Genomic DNA, 22153 nt, shown 5'->3' with positions numbered 1-22153 from the left:
ACAAGGGGGATAATGAAGAAAAAAAGAAGAGACTCATCAGAGCCTCTTCTGATTTGAATCTATTCTATTAAATATCCGAATATTCCAGACTATTGTAAGCCGGCCTCTGTATATACTTTGCGGAAAGCTTCTTGCGAGCGCTTAAGCAGTACTGAGCTTGGTTCTGTAGAAGGCTGTGGCGTCAATATTTCTTGTGCCACCAATCCGGTGTATCCGATTTGATGGAGTCCGCGTAAGAAGCCAGTCAAATCGATGACGCCTTCACCTGGATAGACACGTTCATTATCCAATGCTTCAGCCAAAGGAACATCAGGTGCATCGTTGATATGTGCCAATACGATCTGACTTGCATCCAAACGCAGAATATCGTCAACACCTAATCCATTTGTATACCAGTGGTAGCTGTCAAACAACAGACCTACATTACGTTCACCGATGGCATCGATCCAATCGAGGGTTTCCTGCAAGCCCCAGATAAAAGGATTGGCCCAGCGAGTCCGCAAATGGTGTGGACCTACGAATTCGAGTCCAAAGCTTATGCCGTAAGGCGCCAGGATTTGTGCGCAGGTGCGTAAACGACGGGTTGCGATTGCCATAAAATGAGCTGCATTGTGATCTGTGGACGGCAACACATAGGTCGTGCAGGTCGTGCAGCCTACCGCTGCTGCCGCTTCAGCATCCTTGGCCAGACGAGCAAGTCCGCTGCGGAATTCCTCTTCACTATTGCGCCATTGCACAGACAACCCAATGCTGCCAATCTGAATGCCCTGCTCACGAAGAAAGCTGTTCACTGACTCAGCGCCATCCTGAGCTATCCATTCCTCCAGTTCAGTGCCTCCGGCTGTGATGGCTTCGAATTCATGCTCTGCCGCGGCGCGCACAAAATCCTGAATGCTGCCTACAGCGCCAATGCCAGCTCGTGTAAGTGCTTTTAACATGGGGGTCTCCTCCTTGTACGATCTATAAGTTCCAATCCAAGATAACCTCGTGACCTGTACGCGAAGACTCATAGATGGCATCCAGAATCAAGTTGTTTGTAAATCCGGTCATGACCGAGGTGTCCGGCTGCTTGCCTTCACGAATACACTCTACAAAATGGCGACTTAAGCGAATACGTCCGCCTTCATCCTTCTCAGGAGTAATCAATTCCACTTCTGCAGCCCTTTCAAAGGTTTCAGTGAGCAGCTTGCCTTTATTGCCAACGATGGAAGCGCCACCTTCGGAGCCCATCAAATGTATGAAGTGGTTGCTGTCTGTATCCATATGTACCGCCCAGCTGACTTCCAGTGTCAAGGTACTGCCATTATCCAATTTAATCATTGCGGTTGCCAAATCCTCAACGTTGTAGCTTCCGCTCCAATCCGGAGTTCCCCAAGTGCCGATTCCGCGTTTTTTTGGACCAAATTCAGCATAGGTTGAACCGAATACGGATACAGGCTTGGCATCCCCGAGGAAGAAGAAGGCCAAATCGAGCATATGCACACCGATGTCGATCAAAGGACCGCCGCCGGATTGTTGATGATCGGTAAACCAAGTGCCCCAGCCCGGAATCCCTTTACGTCGGAACCAACCTACCTTGGCATTGTAGATACTGCCGATGGACCCGTTATCAATCTGCTGCTTCACTTGAAGAGGCAGCCAATCCCAGCGCATTTGATGTGGAATCATCAGCACTTTGCCGGTTTCACGCTGTGCTTTGACGATTTCGCGTGCCGCTTGGGCATTGATAGCCATCGGTTTTTCCAATAACACATGCTTGCCTGCATGCAGAGCCTGTACGGCCAGAGGTGCATGCCATTGGTTAGGAACGCCGATAACAATCGCATCAATGTTAGGGTCCTGAATGAGTTCGTCATTAGTTTTATAGACAGTTGGGATGCCATGCTTGGCAGCGCACTGCTGCGCTAAAGGGTAATTCAGATCGGTTAAAGCGACGATTTCAACATCATCTTTCAATTGACCGAAAATATTCATGTGGACGTTGCCAATATTGCCTGATCCGATAATGCCAAGTCTTATTTTGTTATTAATGGTCATGGTAATAGCCTCCGCTTAACTATGAAATAGAGTTTCACTTGCTTCATTTATCATAAAATGTAAGCGTGTAAAAAACATTTCATTTTTTACGGAGGTTATCCCATTTTTTCAGCAGGCTTCATTTTTATAGCTTAAAGTGACCAGTCGAGAATGACCTCATGGCCTGTCTGTGAGGATCTATAGATCGCATCCAGAATCAGATTATTCGTAAAGCCACTCATAGCCGGGGTTGTCGGCTCCTTGCCCTCACGGATACATTCGAGAAAATGACGACTAAGCCGGATTCGTCCGCCTTCGTCGTTCGCCGGTGTTACAAGCTCTACTTCGGTTGCGCGCTCGAACGTCTCGGTGAGCAGCTTGCCTTGGGTGCCGCGAATCGAAGCGCCACCGTCCGAACCCATCAAATGGACGAACTGCTTGCTGTCTGTATCCATATGTACGGCCCAGCTGACTTCGATGGTCAAAGTGCTTCCGTTGTCCATTTTGATCATAGCGGTAGCCAGATCCTCGACATTAAAAGATCCGTTCCAGTTGGGGGTTCCCCATGTACCAATTCCGCGTCTCTTCGGTCCAAACTCGGCATAGGTTGCACCATAGACGGACACAGGCTTGACATCTCCCATGAAAAAGAAAGCCAAATCGAGCATATGCACACCAATATCAATGAGCGGACCGCCCCCGGATTCCTCCTGTTTCGTAAACCAAGTGCCCCAGCCGGGAATACCTTTGCGGCGGAACCAGCCGACCTTGGCATTATAAATTTGACCAAGCGCACCTTTGTCTACTTGCTCCTTCACCTGTAGAGGAAGCCATTCCCAACGCATTTGGTGAGGGATCATCAAGACTTTGCCTGTTTCGCGTTGAGCTTTGACGATCTCGCGGGCAGAAGGAACATCAATAGCCATCGGCTTTTCCAACAATACATGCTTGCCGGCTCTTAAGGCTTGTACAGCCAGCGGGGCATGCCATTGATTCGGAACGCAAATCACGACAGCATCAATATCGGGATCCTGAATCAGTTCTTCAGAGGTCATATAACATTTGGGTATACCGTACTCGGCAGCACGCATTTGTGCTAGTGGATTATAGGAATCGGTTACGGCAACAATATCCACTTCAGCAGGCAGCTGCTTGAACATAGTAATATGAACGTTAGCGATATTGCCCGCCCCTATAATGCCGAGGCGGATTTTGTCATTTGTATTCATGTGTAAGAAACCTCCGATTGAATTAAGTTGTGATACCATTTCATTATATAGTAAGATGTAGACGTATAAAACTAGGAACGCATTTAAGGAAGAATATTATAGATGTTCAGCAGGAGTGAACAGTCGTATGTCCGTTGTACCGGTTTATTTAACCCATTATCCGAATATGGATACCGAGCTTCCTTTTCATATCAAGATTAACCATCTGAAACGGGATTTTGGCTCACATCGTCACGATTTTATGGAGTTCTCCTATGTCATTGAAGGCCGCGGCTTCGAGATTATTAATGGAGTCCAGCACCCGATGGAGCCCGGGACGTTTACACTTGTCATGCCCTACCAATTTCATTCGATCCACTCGGAGCCGGAGCACCCGCTGCGATTGTATAACTGCAATTTTGGCATACATTTGTATAACTCCTCCGAACAGCTGCCGGGATCTGTTGAAACATTAGGTGAACGTGAATTGCTGCCTTACGTACAGGTCCCTCCAGGGGAACAGGAGAAGTTTCAGGAGATCCTGAAGGAGCTGTATGCAGAATATCATGGTGAGCAAATATGGAGGCATGCGCTGATTAAGGTCAAGCTGACTGAAATTCTGGTTAGGTTTGACCGTCTGAGAAGAAGTGCGCAGCTAATTGATTCTGTGAGCGAGGTATTGAAAACAGAGGGAAGAGAGCGTGGAAGATCCAATGGTGATATTTGGAAGGCGATTCAGTTCGTTCACGAGCATTACCGCGAGGATCTGACATTAACTGGTCTGGCTCAACGTTTTGGCTTCAGTGTCCCTTATTTGAGTGAGCTGTTCAAAAAAACGATTGGCCAGAACTTTGTTTCATTCGTTCATGAGGTGAGAATTCGACAGGCCTGCGGGCTGTTAATCGCAACAGAAATGACGGTATTGGATATTGCTTTAGAGACCGGTTATGGCTCTTATAATACGTTTACCCGCATTTTTAAGGAAAGCAAGGGGATGACCCCGGCCATATTTCGCAAGCAAAATAAGCTGAAGCTTACCGATCAACGGTAGCTGCAGCCTGGACACATATGCACGTACCCTGCATGCAAATGAAGTCATTTACTGGTGGGAGCACGATTTGTTGCTCAATCCGGCTTATGGCTTTTTTGGCGTAATCGGCAGCGTATAATACGGAGATTGGACAAGTACATGCTCTTGGCTGTCCATCACACGGACCTGCAGCTGCAAGGCTCCCGGGGTTGTCAGCATTTCCCTGGGAAGGGACGCACTTAAGCTATTCTCTGTCTGCCACACCGTTGGGAGCGGGACTCCATCCGCAAACAGGACACTGCCTTGTCCGAACCGCCCCCCTTTGACCAAAAGCGTCATGGACTTGATCCAGTCCGCTACGAGGCCTTCACCAACGTTAATGCTTTCGGGTGATACAGACTCGATAACAGGATCGCCATAGCCAATCATATACGGCTGTGAAACATCCTCTGCGTCCTCGGTTTTCGTTAGAATGGCTTGCTGCCGCTCTTGATATTCCACCAAATCATGCTCATCGATCTTCATCGCTTCATAATAATTTTTAGGCGGAATAATAGGAATCCTTTTTGATAAATTGTACAGAAAATCAGTATAATTACTGCCCTGCAGCTTCGCGAGCTTCAGGATATAAGGACTCAGGAAGGATGGGCTCATTCGAAGAATTTCTTGACCCTCAGGCAAATAATTGTTCCAGACCAAAAGAGGGACCATGTGCATCTTTTCCAGGAAATTCGGATCATCGGGCCCTTCGATATAGCCGCTTTTCTGATACACATAATAGTCCGTTTCCAAATGAGGGAGATGATCACCAAAAAAGACGAGTATGGTAGGCTCCTTTAACTGGCCGAAGTACGTGACGAGCTCCTTCAGCATCGAGTCTGCTCCACTGGCTCCTTGGGCATACGTCTCAAGAATCGATATCGCATCATCTGACATATTGCCTCGAATATTAATGCTGTTGCGCTTAAACTTATTAGCCCAGTAGTGATAATGATTCTCCATCGTATTTGCAAAAATAAGGTCTGGACCGCTGCTGCGTTTGCTTTCTTCGATAATTCGCTTAGCAACGGCGTGGTCACCGATGTAGGGACCAACATATTCATCCGGATCAAAAAATTCCAATGGAATAAAATGTGAGAATCCGAACCGCTTGTATACATTCACGCTGTTCACATACCAATTATAAAACGGACTAATAACCGTAGATTTATAGCCCTGTCTACCCAAAATACTGGCAATGGAATCGACCGGATGATCGATAACCTTTTCATAGGCAATTTCATCAGGAGGCAGAAAACGCATTGAATTGCCTGATAATACCTCCAGCTCTACATTGGCAGTACCCCCGCCGTATTGCGGTGAAAGCATCGTACCGTGCGTATATTTTTCCTGAAGGGCATGAAAGGTAGGGATCGGGTCCCTGCTGAATTTAAGTCCTGGAATTTGTGTAGGGTCCCAGAATGCTTCACTTAATACGATGACGATATTGGGGTTTTGCTGTAATTCCTCAGTAGTCCAGTCCGTAGTCTTATCGACAAGCTGCAGTGGATGTGTACGCTCCGAGTCCGACGAGGAGGTGCTGAGAACAGCACAAAGAGAGGCAACCAGGACAAAAGCTGCTGTACGTAAAAAAATGAATCGCTTTTTCACCATGGTAACGCTCCTAGTCAACAAATTTAAAGCCATTATAGCATGAAGCTGCTGGTATGAAGTGGTTTTTTGAAAAAAAATATAAGCGCTTCCATTCTTAAGTTGAAAGCTTGAACATGCGATTAACTTTGGCAGGACACTACATAATGGAATGCGTTTAAACATTGTGTCATAAAAGAATGATTATAGCTTATAAAGAGTGTAATAATGTTGTATTTTCGGATAAAATCTAATAAATAACTCATAAATAATGATTTAAATTATATATTGCGTCATAATATTATATATGGTATATATTATTTATGGTATACATTCTGTTTTAGAGATATTTGACAGGCACGTTTTATTGGAAGCGTCAGAATGATTTAGCGGTTATGTGTTATAAACCAATCGAGGAGTGATGGGATATGGAATCGAGTAACAGCGGTATCGAGCTTGGCACTATTATTTGTAAACACTGCGACAGCATCATTGGTACTTTGGATACGGAAAAAGTGACTGTTATTTACGGTGTTTGTGAGGATTCGAACTGTATCTCCAATCAGATTCAAAAGGAGAAAGCGACCCATGTTGAATGCTAAACGTGTCCTGCATTTTCATGAAGGGAATGCTGGTATGAAAATGCTCTTGGGTGGCAAAGGGGCCAATCTTGCAGAGATGACCAATGCTGGCTTGCCCGTACCTCCCGGTTATACCATTACAACAGAAGCCTGCAGACAATATTATGCGGGCGGCGGAGTTTTACCGGAAGGATTATGGACAGAAATATGTCAAGGACTGAAGCAGATTGAGCTGAAAAAAGATCAGTTATTCGGTGGCAGGGACAATCCGCTTCTTGTCTCTGTTCGCTCAGGCTCGGTCAACTCCATGCCTGGCATGATGGATACGATCTTGAATCTGGGACTTAATGATGTGACAGTGGATGCTCTTGCGAGAAATACCGGGAATCCCCGATTTGCCTATGATTGCTATCGGAGACTGATTCAGATGTTCGGGAATGTTGTTTTGGATATCGATGGTTACCACTTTGAAAAACAGCTGCATCATTTTAAGCAATTACATGCCTATAACGAAGACGAGGATATTCCTGCAGATGCTTGGATGGAACTGATTGCGCAGTACAAGGATTTAATTGAACATAAAGCAAGAACCACGTTCCCTCAGGATGTGTACAAACAGCTGGAGCTGTCCATCGAAGCTGTGTTCCGTTCCTGGAACAATCAGCGGGCTGTGGTGTACCGTAAAGTGTATGGGATTCCTGATACGTTGGGAACAGCCGTTAATATTCAGTCGATGGTTTTCGGAAACAGGGGTGAGGATTGCGGTACTGGTGTGTTGTTTACTCGAAATCCATCCACAGGCGACAATCACTTATATGGTGAATACCTCACGAATGCCCAGGGTGAGGATGTAGTGGCGGGTGTAAGAACACCGCTGCCTATTGCACAGCTGGAGCAGGAAATGCCTGAAGTATATACGAGGCTGGTAGAAATCGCCAATCGACTTGAAATGCATTATAAGGACTTACAGGATATCGAGTTTACCGTGGAAAAGGGAGAACTGTTCATTCTCCAGACTCGTACCGGAAAAAGAACGGCACAGGCAGCTGTCAAATTGGCTGTGCAATTCGTTAAAGATGGCATTCTTGATCACAAGCAGGCTTTGGAGCGGATTGAAGTGGATCATCTCAATCAACTGCTTCACCGCGCAATCGACGAGAGTGCGAAGCTGGACGTACTGGCGGTTGGCTTACCTGCTTCACCAGGAGCAGCAACGGGTCAAGCTGTTTTCGACGCCGATACGGCTGAAGAATGGGTTGCAGCTGGCAAGCGTGTTGTATTGGTCAGCTCAGAGACAAGTCCGGAAGATATTCACGGTGTCATTGCAGCCGAAGGTGTGCTTACGAGCCGCGGGGGGATGACGAGCCATGCTGCGGTAGTGGCACGCGGAATGGGCAAGCCTTGTGTATGTGGTTGTGAAGAAGTTCGGATCAATCCGGATACACGTGAATTTATCGCAGGCGAAATGATCATCCGTGAAGGGGATTGGATTACGCTGGATGGATCAACAGGGCGTGTCATTTGTGGCGTTGTTACGCTTAAGGAACCGCAGATGAGTGTTGAACTTGATGAGCTGCTGAGCTGGGCGGATGAGGTACGGTCCTTAAAGGTGCGTACCAATGCCGATACACCGGAAGATGCAGTGAAAGCGCGGCAGTTTGGTGCAGAGGGAATAGGGCTCTGTCGAACAGAGCATATGTTTATGTCTGCCGAGCGACTGCCGGTTGTGCAGGCGATGATTCTTGCCGATCGTCTGGAAGACCGTCGAATTGCACTTGAGCAGCTGCTTCCTATGCAGCAAAGTGATTTTAAAGGCATATTTAGCGCTATGGACGGGTTCCCTGTCACGATTCGTCTTCTGGACCCGCCGCTGCACGAATTTCTGCCGAAGCTGGATGAGCTGCTGATTGAACAGGAACGTAAAAAATGGGCTTTGTCCGAATTGGATCAAGCCGAAGGCAGCCCTGACCTGCACTCATTAATTCGCAAGGTGAGGAATTTGCAGGAGATGAATCCGATGCTCGGTCAGCGAGGCTGCCGCTTAGGTATTGTGTTTCCGGAAATTTATGAGATGCAGACGATTGCTATTTTTCAAGCCGTACTTGCGTGTAAAGCACAGGGGATCACGGTGCTTCCGGAAATTATGATTCCTCTCGTAGGCCATGTCAATGAACTCAAATCGATGAGAATGCTGGTCGAACGGGTAGCTGAAGAGGTACTGGGGCCAGAAATGCAGCAAGTTCCCTATAAGATTGGCACGATGATAGAAGTGCCGAGGGCGGCGCTCACTGCGGGTCAAATTGCTCAATATGCAGATTTCTTTTCATTCGGTACCAACGATTTAACACAAATGACGTTTGGCTACAGCCGTGACGATGCGGAAGGGAAGTTCCTTACCCATTACATCCATCACGATATTTTACCTCACAACCCTTTTCAGGTATTGGATACGGATGGGGTCGGGCAGCTGATCGGCTGGGCTGTAGACAAAGGACGTGCAACCAAGCCTGAATTGAAAACTGGCATTTGCGGTGAGCACGGAGGTGACAAGGAATCGATATTCTTTTGTCACCAAACCGGTTTGAATTATGTCAGCTGCTCTCCGTTCAGGGTACCGTTAGCAAGAATCGCTGCCGCTCAGGCACAGCTGTTGTTTGGTCATCAAGACTCGGTACATACCAAGCTTCAATCGTCAGCTGCTCTTTAAGATGCTCCAGCTCAGCTCGCGAGGCTTACAGCATGGACTTATATAAAGCTGTACAAGGACAGACGAAGCATGACTTCGATCTGTCTTTTCTTTACTTAAAATCTCCGCATCAAATACTTGTAGCCAAAAAATCCATTGACGTCCCAAGCCGCTTCCTCTAATGTTGACATCATACTGTTTATTACATTTCTATGACAGGAGAGGAAGCAATGAGCCGGAAAATACCGGTAAGTGAATATACGGGGCTGTTGAACAGCTATTTAAGACCACAGCGCAAAAATATGGCCGTGCTGGGGATTCTGCTCATCGGCGGCATTGTCATGCAGCTGATTAATCCGCAAATCATCCGTTATTTTATTGATACAGCCCAAACCCAGGAAAGCTCCAGACCACTTATTTACGCGGCACTCTTATTTATTGGTGTTTCTTTGCTTCATCAAGGATTAACTGTAGCGGCTACCTATATTGGCGAGACCGTAGGCTGGATTGCAACCAACAAGCTGCGCGGCGATGTTGCTGCACATTGTATGAAGCTGGATATGTCGTTTCACAAAGCTCATACTTCCGGTGCTATTATTGAACGGGTTGACGGAGATATTAACAACTTGGCCAACTTTTTCTCCAATTTTGTCGTATCGTTATTAAGTAATTTGCTGCTGGTCATAGGTATGCTCATCCTGCTGTTTCGCGAGGGCTGGGTGATCGGCTTGAGTATGACGGTATTCGTTATATTTGCGATCTATATCATTCAGTACATACGCAAGTTTGCAGTTCCACACTGGGGTAATATGCGTCAGATGAGCTCCAGGTTTTATGGATTTCTTGGGGAGCATCTGGAGGGCACAGAGGATACCAGAGCCAACGGAGCTTCGAATTATGTGATGCATCGCTTCTATGTAATGCTGAAGGAGTGGCTGCCGCTGCGCGTGAAGGCGTTTCTTGGCTGGGCTTCCATGTGGATCACAACCCTGATTATTTTCACGATTGGTAATGCTGTCGCTTTTGGTTTAAGTGCGATTCTCTTTAAACAAGGCTCTATTACGATAGGAACTGTGTATATGATCTTCTATTATACAGAGCTCATGGCCAAGCCGATCGAGAAGATTCGAACTCAAATGGAAGATTTGCAAAAAGCCGATGCCAGCATCATTCGGGTTCGGGAGCTGCTGGAAACCGAGTCTGCGATACAGGATGGAATCGGTCTGCCGCTGCCAAAGGGTGCTTTGTCGGTAACGTTCAATAATGTGGAATTTGGCTATGAGGAGGATATCACGACACTGCATAATCTGAATCTTCATCTGGAGCGCGGTAAGGTGCTCGGGGTACTGGGACGAACAGGAAGCGGTAAAACGACGCTTGCCCGCTTGCTCCTGCGTTTCTATGATCCCCGTTCAGGGAGCATTCGCTTGGAGGGTGTCGATCTGCGTGATGCGACACTTCAGGAGCTTCGTGGGAGAGTAGGATTGGTTACGCAAAATATTGAAATCTTTCAAGGCACGGTCCGAGACAACCTGACTTTCTTTGATGAGGAGATACCGGATCAGACGATCATTCATGTCTTGGAGGAGCTTGGCCTGCAGGATTGGTTTCATTCGCTGCCTTCAGGTTTGGACAGCTTGCTGGAGTCGGGCGGAGGCGGCTTGTCCGCAGGTGAAGCGCAGCTGCTTTCATTTGCCCGCGTCTTTTTGTCGGATCCAGGACTCATCATCCTTGACGAAGCTTCTTCAAGATTAGATCCTGCTACAGAGCAGCATATCGAGAAGGCCATCAATCGATTGCTGGAGAATCGTACCTGTGTTGTGATTGCCCATCGGCTGGCAACGATCAGCCGCGCGGACTATATTCTTGTACTTGATCAGGGACGGATTGTTGAATTTGGTGAGAGAAGCGCTTTGGCTGCGGATAGCAGCTCCCGCTATAGCCAGATGCTGGTGGTCGGAATGGAGGAGATGCTGGCATGAGTACATTCGCCTTCTTGTTTAAACTAACACGGTACCGAATTTGGCTTTACCTCGTGAATGCACTTGCATGGACGCTCATTTATTTGGCTCCGATTGTACCCGGCTGGGTAACCAAGCAATTTTTCGATACCTTGTCCGGCTCATCCTTATACGGTTTTAATGTGTGGACCTTGATCGCCCTGCTGATTGCTTCGGCTTTGGGACGTGCCATCATTATTGTTTTTGGTTTTATTACTGATGTGCAGTTCCGTTTCCGTATCGGAGCCCTGCTTCGTAGAAATATGCTTACACGTATTTTGAAGGAGCCGGGAGCCAAAGCCATTCCCTGCTCGCCGGGAGAGGCAATCAGTAACTTTCGCGATGATGTGGAGCAGGTTGAGGAAACGGTGAGCTGGTCTGTTGATGCATTCGCAATGACCTGCTTTGCTGCTGTATCCTTTTCCATTTTGTACGGGATTAATGCGACCATGACCATGTGGGTGTTTCTGCCGCTGGTCGTCGTTGTGACCATTGCCCAAGCTGCAACAACGATGCTTCAAAAGTATCGTGCGGCAAGTCGTGAAGCTACGAGTCAGGTGACTGGTGCGATCAGTGAAATGTTCAGCAGCGTGCAGTCGATTCAGGTGGCTGGAGCGGAAGAACGGGTAATTAACCGATTCCGTAAGCTGAACGACAACAGGCGCCATGCGATGGTGAAAGATCATTTGCTGACGCAGACGCTGGATTCGATTTTTTCCAATACCGTTAATATCGGAACCGGATTTATTTTGCTACTGGCTGCAGGGGCGATGCGAGATGGCAGCTTTACTGTAGGGGATTTTGCCTTATTCGTTTACTATTTGACCTTTGTTACGCAATTTATTCAAAACTTCGGGAAATTCCTGACCTATTTCAAGCAAAGCACCGTCGCCAAGGAGCGACTGGTCAGTTTGATTCAGGGTGCTGATGAGACCACGCTAACCGAGCATCATCCGCTGTACCTGCGTACATCAATCAGTGAGTCCGATCTGAATAATCAGCAGACGCAGACTGATTCTGTCGGCAGCGGAAGCTTGGAATTGCTTGAGGTGAAAGGCCTTACCTACCATTATCCCGAGACAGGCCGCGGAATCAGCAATATTCAGCTAAAGCTGCCCAAAGGTTCCTTTACGGTAATTACAGGACGAATTGGCTCGGGCAAAACAACGCTTGTGCGTACGCTGCTTGGCCTGCTTCCGATGGATGCAGGCGATATTCGCTGGAACGGAGAAAGGGTAGAGCATCCAGGCGATTTCTTTATCCCGCCGCACAGCGCCTATACGCCTCAAGTACCAAGATTGTACAGTGACACCTTGAAAAAAAATATTTTGTTAGGTCAGGAAGAAGAAGACGTTCTTCTTAAATCGGCTGTGCATGCTGCAGTGATGGAGCAAGATGTTGAGCATTTACAGCATGGCATGGATACGATCATTGGTCCGCGCGGCGTAAAGCTCTCAGGAGGTCAAGTCCAGCGTACAGCGGCGGCCCGGATGTTCGTTCGCAATGCGGAACTGCTCGTATTTGACGATTTGTCGAGTGCGCTGGATGTTGAGACCGAGCGTAAGCTGTGGGAACGGATTTATGGGCAGCGACAGGCGACATGCCTGGTCATCTCCCATCGCAAAACTGCTCTTACCCATGCCGATCATATTATCGTAATGAAGGATGGACAGATTGAAGCTGAAGGTACGCTTGAACAGCTGCTGCAAACGAGCGACGAGCTGCGGCACTTATGGCAGCTTAACGAGACGGAACAAGAAGTGGAGCAAGAAAGCTAGCATTTAAGGAGTGATGAAATGGATTTGGCTGCTGTTCACCGACATATAGCTTCCCTTCGTCATATCAAAAAGCTGCAAACGATCAATAAGGGATTTTCCTTTGACGGCAAATACTTTCTCTATACCGATGGAATTGTACCCGTGTATGTACTGCGGACGGCTTCGATCACACAAAGCGGGAAGAAGCAGCGTGAATTTGAGATTGTTCGCAGTGTGTTTGATCAAGGAGTTACAACCTCAGCGCCTATAGAATTCGGCATAATTGAAGAGCTCGATCTGTGCTATATGGTGCTTGGATATGTGAATGGCGAGGACGCCGCCGAGCTGCTGCCAGCATTAACGTCAGATGAACAATATCAGATTGGTGTTGAGGCGGGGCGCCAACTGCTGCTCATGCACCGATTAGATCCACCAGGAGATCTGGAAGCATGGGATAAAAGACGGTCTGCCAAGCATTACAGACAGCTGGCTGCTTATAAGGAATGTGGAGTCAAGATCGAGCGGGAGGAGAGAGTCATCCAGTTTGTTGAGGCGAATCTCAAGCAGATGACAGACCGCCCTAGCAAATTTCAGCATGATGATTTTCACCCAAGCAATCTGCTTGTCGATAATAGGGGATACTCTGGTGTGATCGATTTTAACCGCTATGACTGGGGAGATCCTTACCATGATTTTATGAAAATTGCCTATTTCAGTCGTCAGGTGAGTGTACCGTTCTCGATAGGACAGATCGATGGATATTTTAATGAAGAAATTCCGGAGCGCTTTTGGAAGCTTTATGCTTTATATACGGCTCTGACGCTATTTCCTAATATTACCTGGACACTGGAAGTCGTGCCGGACCAACTGGAATCGATGCAGGAGCGTAATCGTATCGTGATGGAGGATCATTCGGGGTTCGATAAGGTGATTCCAGCCTGGTATACATCCTGATAGGGCTTTATTGATGTGCCGACGTAGTCGTTACCCGTTGTCGTTGTCTCCAATACCAGGAGAGGATGAGCGAGGTAACGGCTTATTTTTATGGATGATAGTTTGACATTAACCAAACAATATAATAATATATCTATATATTAATCGATATATTGAAAGGAAGTCTATTTATGTATGAATCAGATTTACTGTGGAGGGTTCCTTTGGAGGAACTCAAGCGTGGGTATACATGGGATGAAAGTACAGATACATTTATTTGTCTAATTTGCGGTGACCTGTTCCAAAAAGGAATGATATATAGAGCTGATGACTTATATTATGAAGCGGAAAAATTCACAACCCTGCACATAGCTAACGAGCATGGCTCGATGTTCCATTATTTGATCGGGTTAAACAAGAAGCTAACCGGGTTAAGCGATTTGCAAAAAAACCTGCTTCAGCTGTTTTACGACGGACATAGCGATAATGAGATCGTCAGTAAGCTGGATGGAGGCAGCGCCTCAACCATTCGTAATCATCGATTTGCTCTGCGCGAGAAGGAAAAGCAGGCTCGGTTGTTCGTCGCTATTATGGATTTACTGGAGAAAAAGAACAGCTCCGGTTCGAAGAAAAGCGAACGCACCTCCAGACAGCATGCTGGCGCCGTTCATCGTACAGTTGCAGTACGCGACAATAACTTTTCAATAACAGATAAAGAATATCAGGATACCATTCTTAAATATTTTATAGAAGGTCCTGATGGACCCATAATCAGTTTTCCTGGTAAAGAAAAGAAAAAGTTTATCGTATTGCAGCATATCGTTTCAAGATTTAAGGCGGGCAGGCGTTACACAGAAAAAGAAGTGAATGCGCAGCTGGAGCAGGTGTATGCCGATTATGTCACCCTGCGTCGTTATATGATTGAATATGAGTTAATGGACCGAGAGCCTGATGGCAGCGCTTATTGGATTAAAGAGGAGGTAACACCTATGTCTAAGGAAAAAAGAAAAGAATTATTGCTAGCCTACAAAGAGACGAAACGCCCGATGGGCATTTATCAAATACGCAATACGGTGAATGGTAAAATATTTATTGGCAGCAGTCGCAATCTGGATGGTCGATGGAATCGTCATCAGTTTGAATTGGGTATGGGTATGGAGCGTAATAAAGCATTCGAGAGTGAATGGAAGGAGCTTGGAGATAAACAGTTCGCATTTGAGACATTGGAGCTGTTGGAGGAACGGATGGAGGGTTATCAGGATATTGATCAAGAGCTGGAGACAATGCTTGCGAAATGGATCGAAAAGCTGCAGCCTTTTGGTGAACGTGGGTATAACCTTCTTTAAACACTTACATTCTTCTCTAAATGAAAACAATCAACAATGCCTCGGTTCGCTTGCATCTACACTTGCAAGCACCGGGGCATGATGTGTTGACCAGTATTATGGCTTGCGTACCGCAAAGGTGAGGCTGTCTGCCTTCAACAGAACAGGTTGATCATCGCGATCAATGTCCAATTCCAAGGGCTCGTCGGAGACATGAAGCTCCTCCCAACCCTCGTAAAGCTTTCGTAGTAGCTTCAACGCTTTTTCCTTATCGAGATTTACCTCAAATAAAGCTTCCCGCGGCTTATGGGTTTTGGCATCAAGCTCTTCGATATTGGTGTTCATGATGATGCAGTTGATTCCCCCGCCTTTAGTGCCTTGAACCATCGATTGGATAACTTTTTTTAGTGCATTAGCGGATTTGCAATGCTCGAGGCTGGAGGCAGCGACGATGTAGTCAAATTTGCCAACGGCTATTTGGTAAGTACTAATGTCTGCCTGTTCAGTGTAAATAACATCTCGTACTTGATATTGCTCACTATAATGGATGAGCTTATGAAGCGCTTTTTCCAGCAGATCAACACATACAACACGACCGTCACCGGGCTTGACCTTTTGCGCCAACGGTATGCTGTTCCTTCCAACACCACACCCCAAATCCAATATACTCATAGGCTGCCCGACATTGACCTGATCGGCTAGATCCAATATGATGGCGACGGGTTCATCAAGCCAGGTTCCTTCCTCATACAGCTTATGATCCTCGAAATACTGTTCATGGTATTCCTTTTCTTCCTTGCGAATTTTTTGCAATTGTGCGGTATCGCTGCTATTCATCATGAAAGCCTCCTTTTATATGTATTCATGTTATGCATGCAAGTGATGCGACCTCTATGATAGCATTACCCCAAAATGAGCAACCTCAATAATCAATTTTCAAAAGAGTTCCAGAGATTGTCAATTTTAAGTCACACATTGCCAAAAAGGTGTATTGATAATTATTCTCATCTATGTTATTTTCTATTGAGATCAATTATCAACGGAACTAGTTTTTATTATAAATTATAGGGAGTGTCCTTTCTCATGCAGACTCGTAATGTCATTACAGCAGCCGTTCTTTGCTCATCACTATTATTTTCAGGATGCAGCGCCAATACCACTAGTGTTCAACCTGTCTCCAACACAGAAACGGGTAAGTCTGGTGAGAGTGTAGAATTGAAAAAAGAAGTGGAGCAATACCGCAAATATGTTATTGAGCAATCGGATGCCTTCGTCAAAGCAACTACAGAATTTGTAACCGCAGTGAAAGCTGGGGATATGAAGAAAAGTCAGGAGCTGTATGCGCCAGCGCGTATGTTTTACGAGCGGATTGAGCCTATAGCCGAATCCTTTGGCGATTTGGACCCGAATATTGATGCACGTGAAGGTGATGTTGATGACAAGGACTGGAAGGGCTATCACCGCATCGAGAAGAGCTTGTGGGTAGACAAGACGACCAAGGGAATGGAATCCTTTGCCGATACTCTCTTAAGTGACAGCAAGCTGCTTCGTGCCAAAGTAGAGACTGTAGAGATTGACCCGAACATTTTATTGACCGGAGCTGTAGAGCTGCTAAATGAGGTATCATCGACCAAAGTAACTGGTGAGGAAGAACGATACTCCCGCACGGATTTGTATGATTTTGCTGCTAATGTAGAAGGTGCTGCCAAAATATTCGAGCTGTTGAAGCCGGAGCTTACAAAGAAGGATGCCACCCTGGTCCAAACGATTGAGAGCCGTTTTACCGCACTGACCACTGAGCTTGCTGCATATAAGAAGGGCAATGGATATATGCTGTATGATGAGCTGAAGCCGGAGCAAACGAAAAAACTCAGTCAGGCCGTGGATTCTTTAGCTGAACCTTTATCCAATATGGGTAAAAAGCTGGGGGCTTAACAGGTATGGACGATAGCAATAAAAAGCAAGGGGATTCAGAAGGCAGCGTGGACCGGGGAAAGAAGGGAACGCCGATTTCCCGGCGGGACATGCTGAAGATGGCTGGCGTAGGGGGAATGGGCCTCCTGATCGGATCGGTCGGTATCGGAGGCGTATTAGCCGGAACGCAAAAGGGATTCAGTTCACGAGTTGGGACGACTAACGAGGCTAGTGATCGTATCCCTTTTTATGGTACGAATCAAGCGGGCATACTTACCGCTTCGCAAAACTTTCTATGTTTTGCTTCATTTGATTTAAGCACTACCCAGTTAGCTGAGGTAGTTGAGCTGTTCAAGGCCTGGACGTCTGCCTCTGCGCTGATGTGTTCGGGAGAGCCGGTCGGAACAGAGAACACGAATCCCAAGCATCCTCCTGCGGACACAGGGGAGGCTGTAGGCTTAAGTGCTTCAAAAACGACGATTACTTTTGGGGTGAGCCCTTCTTTTTTTGATTCCCGTTTTGGATTATCCTCCAAAAAACCGGACGGACTTGCAGATTTGCCGCGGTTCAAAGGGGATAATCTTCGCAAGGAATGGTGTGGGGGAGACATTGGCGTGCAGGTCTGTTCCGACGATCTTCAGGTCGCTTTTCATGCTATTCGTAATCTTACTCGTATCGCCAGAGGTAAAGCTGTATTGCGCTGGACGCAAGAGGGATTTCAAAGGACTGGAGCAGCCGGTAACCCGAACGATACCCCGAGAAATTTGCTTGGCTTCAAAGATGGGACTGGCAATCCGGATGTGAATAATAAACAATTAATGAACGAGCTCATCTGGACGCAGTCTTCAGATGGGCCCAGCTGGATGGCAGGCGGCAGCTATATGGCTGTGAGACGCATCCGTATGCGCATCGAGGTATGGGACCGTTCTACGCTTGGTGATCAGGAGGCGACATTTGGCCGCTACCGGGATTCCGGAGCTCCGCTCGGAGGCAAGCATGAATTTGATCCTCTGCAATTAGATGCCAAGGGAGCCGATGGACAGCCGCAAATTCCGATGACCTCACATGTCAGGCTGGCGAACTTCGATGGGAAAGAAAAAATTTTGCGTCGCTCTTATTCCTACTCCAGTGGTATTGACCATCAAACAGGTCAATTGGATGCTGGGCTTTTTTTTATTAGTTACCAACGCGACCTTTCCAAACAATTTATTCCCATTCAGCAGCGGCTGGCTATGCAGGATAAATTGAACGAATATATCACACACGTCGGCAGTGCTGTTTTTGCTTGCTTTACCGGAGTTCAGGAAAGCGGGTATTTAGGTCAAGCGCTGTTCGAAGGATAAATTCGTAGAGGGGGCAGTTATGAGTAAGGTTCAAGAGTTTGTATCTAGGAAGGTTGTTGTACTGTTCGTGGCGGTTTCGCTCTTATTGCTGCTTTCGGTAGGAGGGCGCAGCTTGGCTGCAGCAGCAGAAGAGTCTGCAATTAAAGATTTACTTCCCTTAACAGGAGGAGCTTTAGTCCACGCCGGTCAAAAGGATTGGAAGCAGGCTGCTGGAGAGCTGGGCGAGTTCGAGACGAAGTGGAAGGCGTTGAACCTGCCTGATTCCGAGCTTGTTCGCAATGTAACCGACGCCTTGGCGGTTGTCAAGCAGGCAATAGGTGAGGCAGATGGCAAGCCGGAGCTTGTTTATCAGGCTTTTTCCAAGCTAACTAAAGCTACTGAAGCCTATGTGGCTTCGCAGGAAAAGAATGTCAGTAAAGGCGATGGCAAATCAGCTGCCAAATCGTTGCTGCCCATCCTCCAGCAAAGCCTGGATGCACTTCAGCACAATCAGCTGCAAAAGGCCCAAAGTGACTATAAGCGATTTAACAGCCAATGGTTAAAGGCAGAGAATCTTATTCGTTCTGATAATGCAGCCGTCTACAGTGACATTGAAACCCAATCCAGTATGACCCGAATATCGCTCCAGGCGGAGCCGCCTCGGATGGAAGCTGCGGTTGCAAGCATCACTGAACTAGCCAAGACGATAGAAGACTATTCGAACGGGAAAGTGACGCCAACTCGTGTTGATACCGGATCACGATCGGTTGCAGACGCTCAGCGGCTTCTTAATCAAGCCCAGGAGGCGATACATGAAGCGCAATATGCTGCAGCTGGTGAGAACATGCAGGCGTTCATTCGATTATGGCCTTCTGTGGAAGGAGCAGTGCTGACGCGTTCTCCTGAAACGTATACCCGAATCGAAAATCAAATGACCGAGGCTTCGGGCTATTTGTTATCGGTACCGCCCAAAGCCGATCAGGCTGCATCCGTTATTGTTTCCATGGTGAAAGAGCTGGAGCCTTACCTGGTTGCATCGGCATACACGGCTTGGGATGCAGCATTGATCTTGTTGCGGGAAGGTGTGGAGGCTCTATTGGTACTGGCTGCCTTGGTTGCCTTCTTGAACCGTTCAGGCAATCCTGACAAAACCAAATGGGTATGGGGAGGAGCCGCCACAGGTCTTATTTTGAGCGGGATTTTGGCAGTAGTTCTTACCTATGCTCTGGCTAGTGTATCAGCGGGTACGACTCGTGAAATGATAGAAGGCTACACAGGGTTATTGTCCGTCCTCATGATGTTGACCGTTGGAGCCTGGCTTCACGGCAAATCAAAGGTGCAGGCCTGGAATCAATATATACATCAAAAGATGGGCTTGGCGCTTGCCAGTGGCAGCCTGTGGTCGCTGTTTCTGGTAGCGGGGCTGGCTATATTAAGGGAAGGTGCAGAAACGACGATCTTTTATATCGGAATTGCGCCTTCTATTGAACCTTTACAGCTGATCACAGGGATTGGTGGCGCATTGGTTGTGCTGATCGTACTCGGATTTATCATGATAAAAGGAAGCGTAAAGCTGCCGATTCGTCCTTTCTTCCTGGCTGCTACGCTGCTTATTTATTACCTGGTATTTAAATTTCTCGGTCAAAGCATCCATTCCCTTCAGGTAGCAGGGCAGCTGTCGGCACACTCATCACCCGTTCTTCCAACCTGGACCTGGCTGGGGCTGTACCCGACCTGGGAAACCACATTGACTCAATTGTTCATCTTATTGGTTGTAGCCCTGCAAATGATTCGCACGGAAATCAAAAAGAAAAGTACGGTCTGAAATTAAACGGCTTGCTGATATCGATTCGGATGTATTCAAGGATGCTTTGCTGTTTTGCAGCAGGCATCCTTGATATGCATATGGGAAGGTTGATGTTTGGCCGGAAATTGGTTACATTAGATTAGAAGTAAGTACATAACAAGGAGTGAGGCTGGAATGAGAGATCCACGACTGAAAATATTTGCGAACAATTTAATTCGTTATTCCGTGAGCTTGCAGCCGGGTGAACATATACTGATCGAAATGATCGGAGTGAACGATCAGGAGCTAACCAAGTGTCTGATTGAGGAAGTATACGCGGCGGGCGGGCATCCTTTTATCGAGCTTCGCGACCCTGCTGTGACCCGAAGCTTAATGCTGGGGGGCACGAAAGAGCAGTACCATACACTTCGTGATCTGGAGCTTGCCAGGATGAAACGGATGCAGGCTTATCTTGCGATACGCAGCGGTGACAATATCACAGAAACTTCTGACGTGCCCGAAGATAAAATGAAGCTGTACGTTCAGGAATATCAGCGTCCGGTCGTCGAGCAGCGTGTCAATCATACCAAATGGTGCGTGATGCGCTACCCTAACGCTTCGATGGCCCAGCTGTCCAATACGAGCACCGAAGCCTTTGAGGACTTTTACTTCCAGGTGTGCAATCTCGATTATAGCAAAATGGCACTGGCTATGGAGTCGCTCGTTGCGCTGATGAACCGCACGGATAAGGTCCGCCTGGTTGCACAAGGAACCGATTTGAGCTTTTCCATTAAAGATATTCCGGCAATTCCATGTGCTGGCACACACAATATCCCTGATGGAGAGGTATTCACCGCTCCAGTTAAAAATTCGGTTAATGGGGTCATTACTTATAACACACCGACGATTTACACGGGTACTTCATTCGAGAATGTACAGCTGCGTTTTGAAAACGGCAAGATTGTTGAAGCATCCAGCAACAACACCAAACGGCTCAATGAGATTCTGGATACAGATGAGGGTGCGCGCTATATTGGAGAGTTTGCAATTGGGGTTAATCCGTACATCAAGCAGCCGATGAAGGATATTTTGTTCGATGAGAAGATCGATGGCAGCATCCACTTTACACCGGGCAATGCTTATGAGGATGCAGACAATACGAACCGTTCCTCGGTACATTGGGATATGGTATTGATTCAGCGTCCCGAGTTTGGAGGCGGCGAAATTTATTTTGACGATGTGCTGATCCGTAAGGATGGCCGGTTTGTGATTCCCGAGCTGGAACAGCTGAATCCGGAAAATCTGATATAATTCAAAAAAACCTCTCCTTTGTGTAAATTATATTTACGAAGGAGGGGTTTCTTTACTTGTTCATTTCAATGATAAGATTGGATAACCATGATTTTTCTGATTCAAGTAAGGTGATTCGATGTTTGATCGATAAATCGATTCCCGTACGTTGTCCATGCCGAGGCACAGCAGATAAGCTCGTAATTAATTGCTCAACCTTTTGCAATTTAAGCTCCATGAGCTCAATAGCCTCCTGAGTACTCAGATGATCAATGAACATAAGGCCGATATCACCGGAAGGAGTCACATTATCCAAGCCGGACAAGGTTGCCCTCAGCAGCAGCTTGAATTGTTCCTCACCGCTTGATGTAATGGTATAGATTTGCCGCGGAGGACGATTGCCCTCTTGCTCTATGGTAACATCGACATATCCCTTCTGATTTAGCCGTTTCAGTATGGAATAAGCTGTTGCTTTTTTCATGTCGGATACGCGACCCAGATTGTTCTCGATAAATTCATTGATTTTATAACCATGCTGGCTCTGGGTCATTAACAATCCCAGAACAAGCAATTCACGCTCGTCCATTCGCAAGACACCTCTTTGAGTTCATTCATTCATTCAACAATAGAAGTTAATTAGTTACATGTGACTATATCAGTGTTATTTTACCACAAA

Annotated in this window: 17 protein-coding genes; 11 read left to right on the top strand and 6 right to left on the bottom strand. The window is 46.9% G+C overall.

The features are described from left to right. Positions 1 to 89 precede the first annotated feature (89 nt). From NST47_RS25320 to NST47_RS25310, 3 genes are all read right to left on the bottom strand, one after another. Positions 90 to 938, bottom strand: coding sequence for a sugar phosphate isomerase/epimerase family protein (locus NST47_RS25320; protein WP_341157605.1), 849 nt, complete (start codon positions 936 to 938; stop codon positions 90 to 92). Between the two features lie 22 nt (positions 939 to 960). Beyond that, positions 961 to 2037: a Gfo/Idh/MocA family protein gene (locus NST47_RS25315; protein WP_341157604.1), complete on the bottom strand. Its 1077-nt coding sequence runs from the start codon at positions 2035 to 2037 to the stop codon at positions 961 to 963. 131 nt (positions 2038 to 2168) lie between these two features. Beyond that, complete coding sequence (locus tag NST47_RS25310; protein ID WP_341157603.1) at positions 2169 to 3245, bottom strand: Gfo/Idh/MocA family protein; 1077 nt, start codon at positions 3243 to 3245, stop codon at positions 2169 to 2171. A gap of 127 nt (positions 3246 to 3372) precedes the next feature. On the opposite strand from NST47_RS25310, the gene NST47_RS25305 reads away from it, so the two are divergent. After that, positions 3373 to 4275, top strand: coding sequence for a helix-turn-helix domain-containing protein (locus tag NST47_RS25305; protein WP_341157602.1), 903 nt, complete (start codon positions 3373 to 3375; stop codon positions 4273 to 4275). An 84-nt stretch (positions 4276 to 4359) separates the two neighbouring features. On the opposite strand, the gene NST47_RS25300 is transcribed toward NST47_RS25305, so the two are convergent. Beyond that, positions 4360 to 5907 carry an LTA synthase family protein gene (locus NST47_RS25300; protein WP_341157601.1) on the bottom strand — a complete coding sequence of 516 codons (1548 nt, stop codon included), beginning with the start codon at positions 5905 to 5907 and terminating at the stop codon, positions 4360 to 4362. A 404-nt stretch (positions 5908 to 6311) separates the two neighbouring features. Here NST47_RS25300 and NST47_RS25295 point away from each other — a divergent pair, with 404 nt between their 5' ends. From NST47_RS25295 to NST47_RS25270, 6 genes are all read left to right on the top strand, one after another. Further along, the gene (locus NST47_RS25295; protein WP_341157600.1) at positions 6312 to 6485 is read left to right on the top strand and encodes a GapA-binding peptide SR1P; all 174 of its coding nucleotides are present in this window, start codon (positions 6312 to 6314) and stop codon (positions 6483 to 6485) included. Further along, positions 6472 to 9171: a pyruvate, phosphate dikinase gene (ppdK, locus tag NST47_RS25290; RefSeq protein WP_341157599.1), complete on the top strand. Its 2700-nt coding sequence runs from the start codon at positions 6472 to 6474 to the stop codon at positions 9169 to 9171. The genes NST47_RS25295 and ppdK overlap by 14 nt, the downstream gene beginning before the upstream one ends. Positions 9172 to 9380: 209 nt before the next feature. Beyond that, entirely contained in the window at positions 9381 to 11132 is a 1752-nt protein-coding gene (locus tag NST47_RS25285) for an ABC transporter ATP-binding protein (protein WP_341157598.1), read from the top strand. Further along, on the top strand, positions 11129 to 12928 hold the full coding sequence (locus tag NST47_RS25280; RefSeq protein ID WP_341157597.1) for an ABC transporter ATP-binding protein: 1800 nt from the start codon (positions 11129 to 11131) through the stop codon (positions 12926 to 12928). Before NST47_RS25285 ends, NST47_RS25280 begins: the two co-directional genes overlap by 4 nt. 18 nt (positions 12929 to 12946) lie before the next feature. Next, entirely contained in the window at positions 12947 to 13861 is a 915-nt protein-coding gene (locus NST47_RS25275) for an aminoglycoside phosphotransferase family protein (RefSeq protein WP_341157596.1), read from the top strand. A gap of 203 nt (positions 13862 to 14064) precedes the next feature. Next, positions 14065 to 15186, top strand: a complete 1122-nt coding sequence (locus tag NST47_RS25270) for a DUF2087 domain-containing protein (protein ID WP_341157595.1) — start codon at positions 14065 to 14067, stop codon at positions 15184 to 15186. 96 nt (positions 15187 to 15282) lie between these two features. On the opposite strand, the gene NST47_RS25265 is transcribed toward NST47_RS25270, so the two are convergent. Further along, a complete protein-coding gene (locus tag NST47_RS25265) occupies positions 15283 to 16002 on the bottom strand; it encodes a class I SAM-dependent methyltransferase (RefSeq protein ID WP_341157594.1) in 720 nt (239 codons plus the stop codon). 246 nt (positions 16003 to 16248) lie between these two features. Between NST47_RS25265 and efeO the strand changes: the two genes are divergently transcribed. The 4 genes from efeO (at position 16249) to NST47_RS25245 (ending at position 21498) form a co-directional block, all read left to right on the top strand. Beyond that, complete coding sequence (gene efeO, locus NST47_RS25260) at positions 16249 to 17100, top strand: iron uptake system protein EfeO (protein ID WP_341157593.1); 852 nt, start codon at positions 16249 to 16251, stop codon at positions 17098 to 17100. A 5-nt stretch (positions 17101 to 17105) separates the two neighbouring features. After that, complete coding sequence (gene efeB, locus NST47_RS25255) at positions 17106 to 18422, top strand: iron uptake transporter deferrochelatase/peroxidase subunit (protein WP_341157592.1); 1317 nt, start codon at positions 17106 to 17108, stop codon at positions 18420 to 18422. Positions 18423 to 18441: 19 nt separating this feature from the next. Next, positions 18442 to 20226 (top strand): FTR1 family iron permease, encoded by a 1785-nt coding sequence (locus tag NST47_RS25250; protein ID WP_341157591.1) that lies wholly within the window; start codon positions 18442 to 18444, stop codon positions 20224 to 20226. A 156-nt stretch (positions 20227 to 20382) separates the two neighbouring features. After that, entirely contained in the window at positions 20383 to 21498 is a 1116-nt protein-coding gene (locus NST47_RS25245) for an aminopeptidase (RefSeq protein WP_240416842.1), read from the top strand. A 52-nt stretch (positions 21499 to 21550) separates the two neighbouring features. Here NST47_RS25245 and NST47_RS25240 read toward each other — a convergent pair whose 3' ends face one another. Beyond that, positions 21551 to 22063, bottom strand: a complete 513-nt coding sequence (locus NST47_RS25240; protein WP_341157590.1) for a PadR family transcriptional regulator — start codon at positions 22061 to 22063, stop codon at positions 21551 to 21553. Between the last annotated feature and the right edge of the window lie 90 nt (positions 22064 to 22153).

The sequence above is a fragment of the Paenibacillus sp. FSL H8-0034 genome, from assembly GCF_038000305.1.
Lineage (GTDB): Bacteria > Bacillota > Bacilli > Paenibacillales > NBRC-103111 > Paenibacillus_S.
The sequence above is the reverse complement of the archived record's forward strand: the minus strand, read 5'-3'. Positions and strand labels throughout refer to the sequence as shown.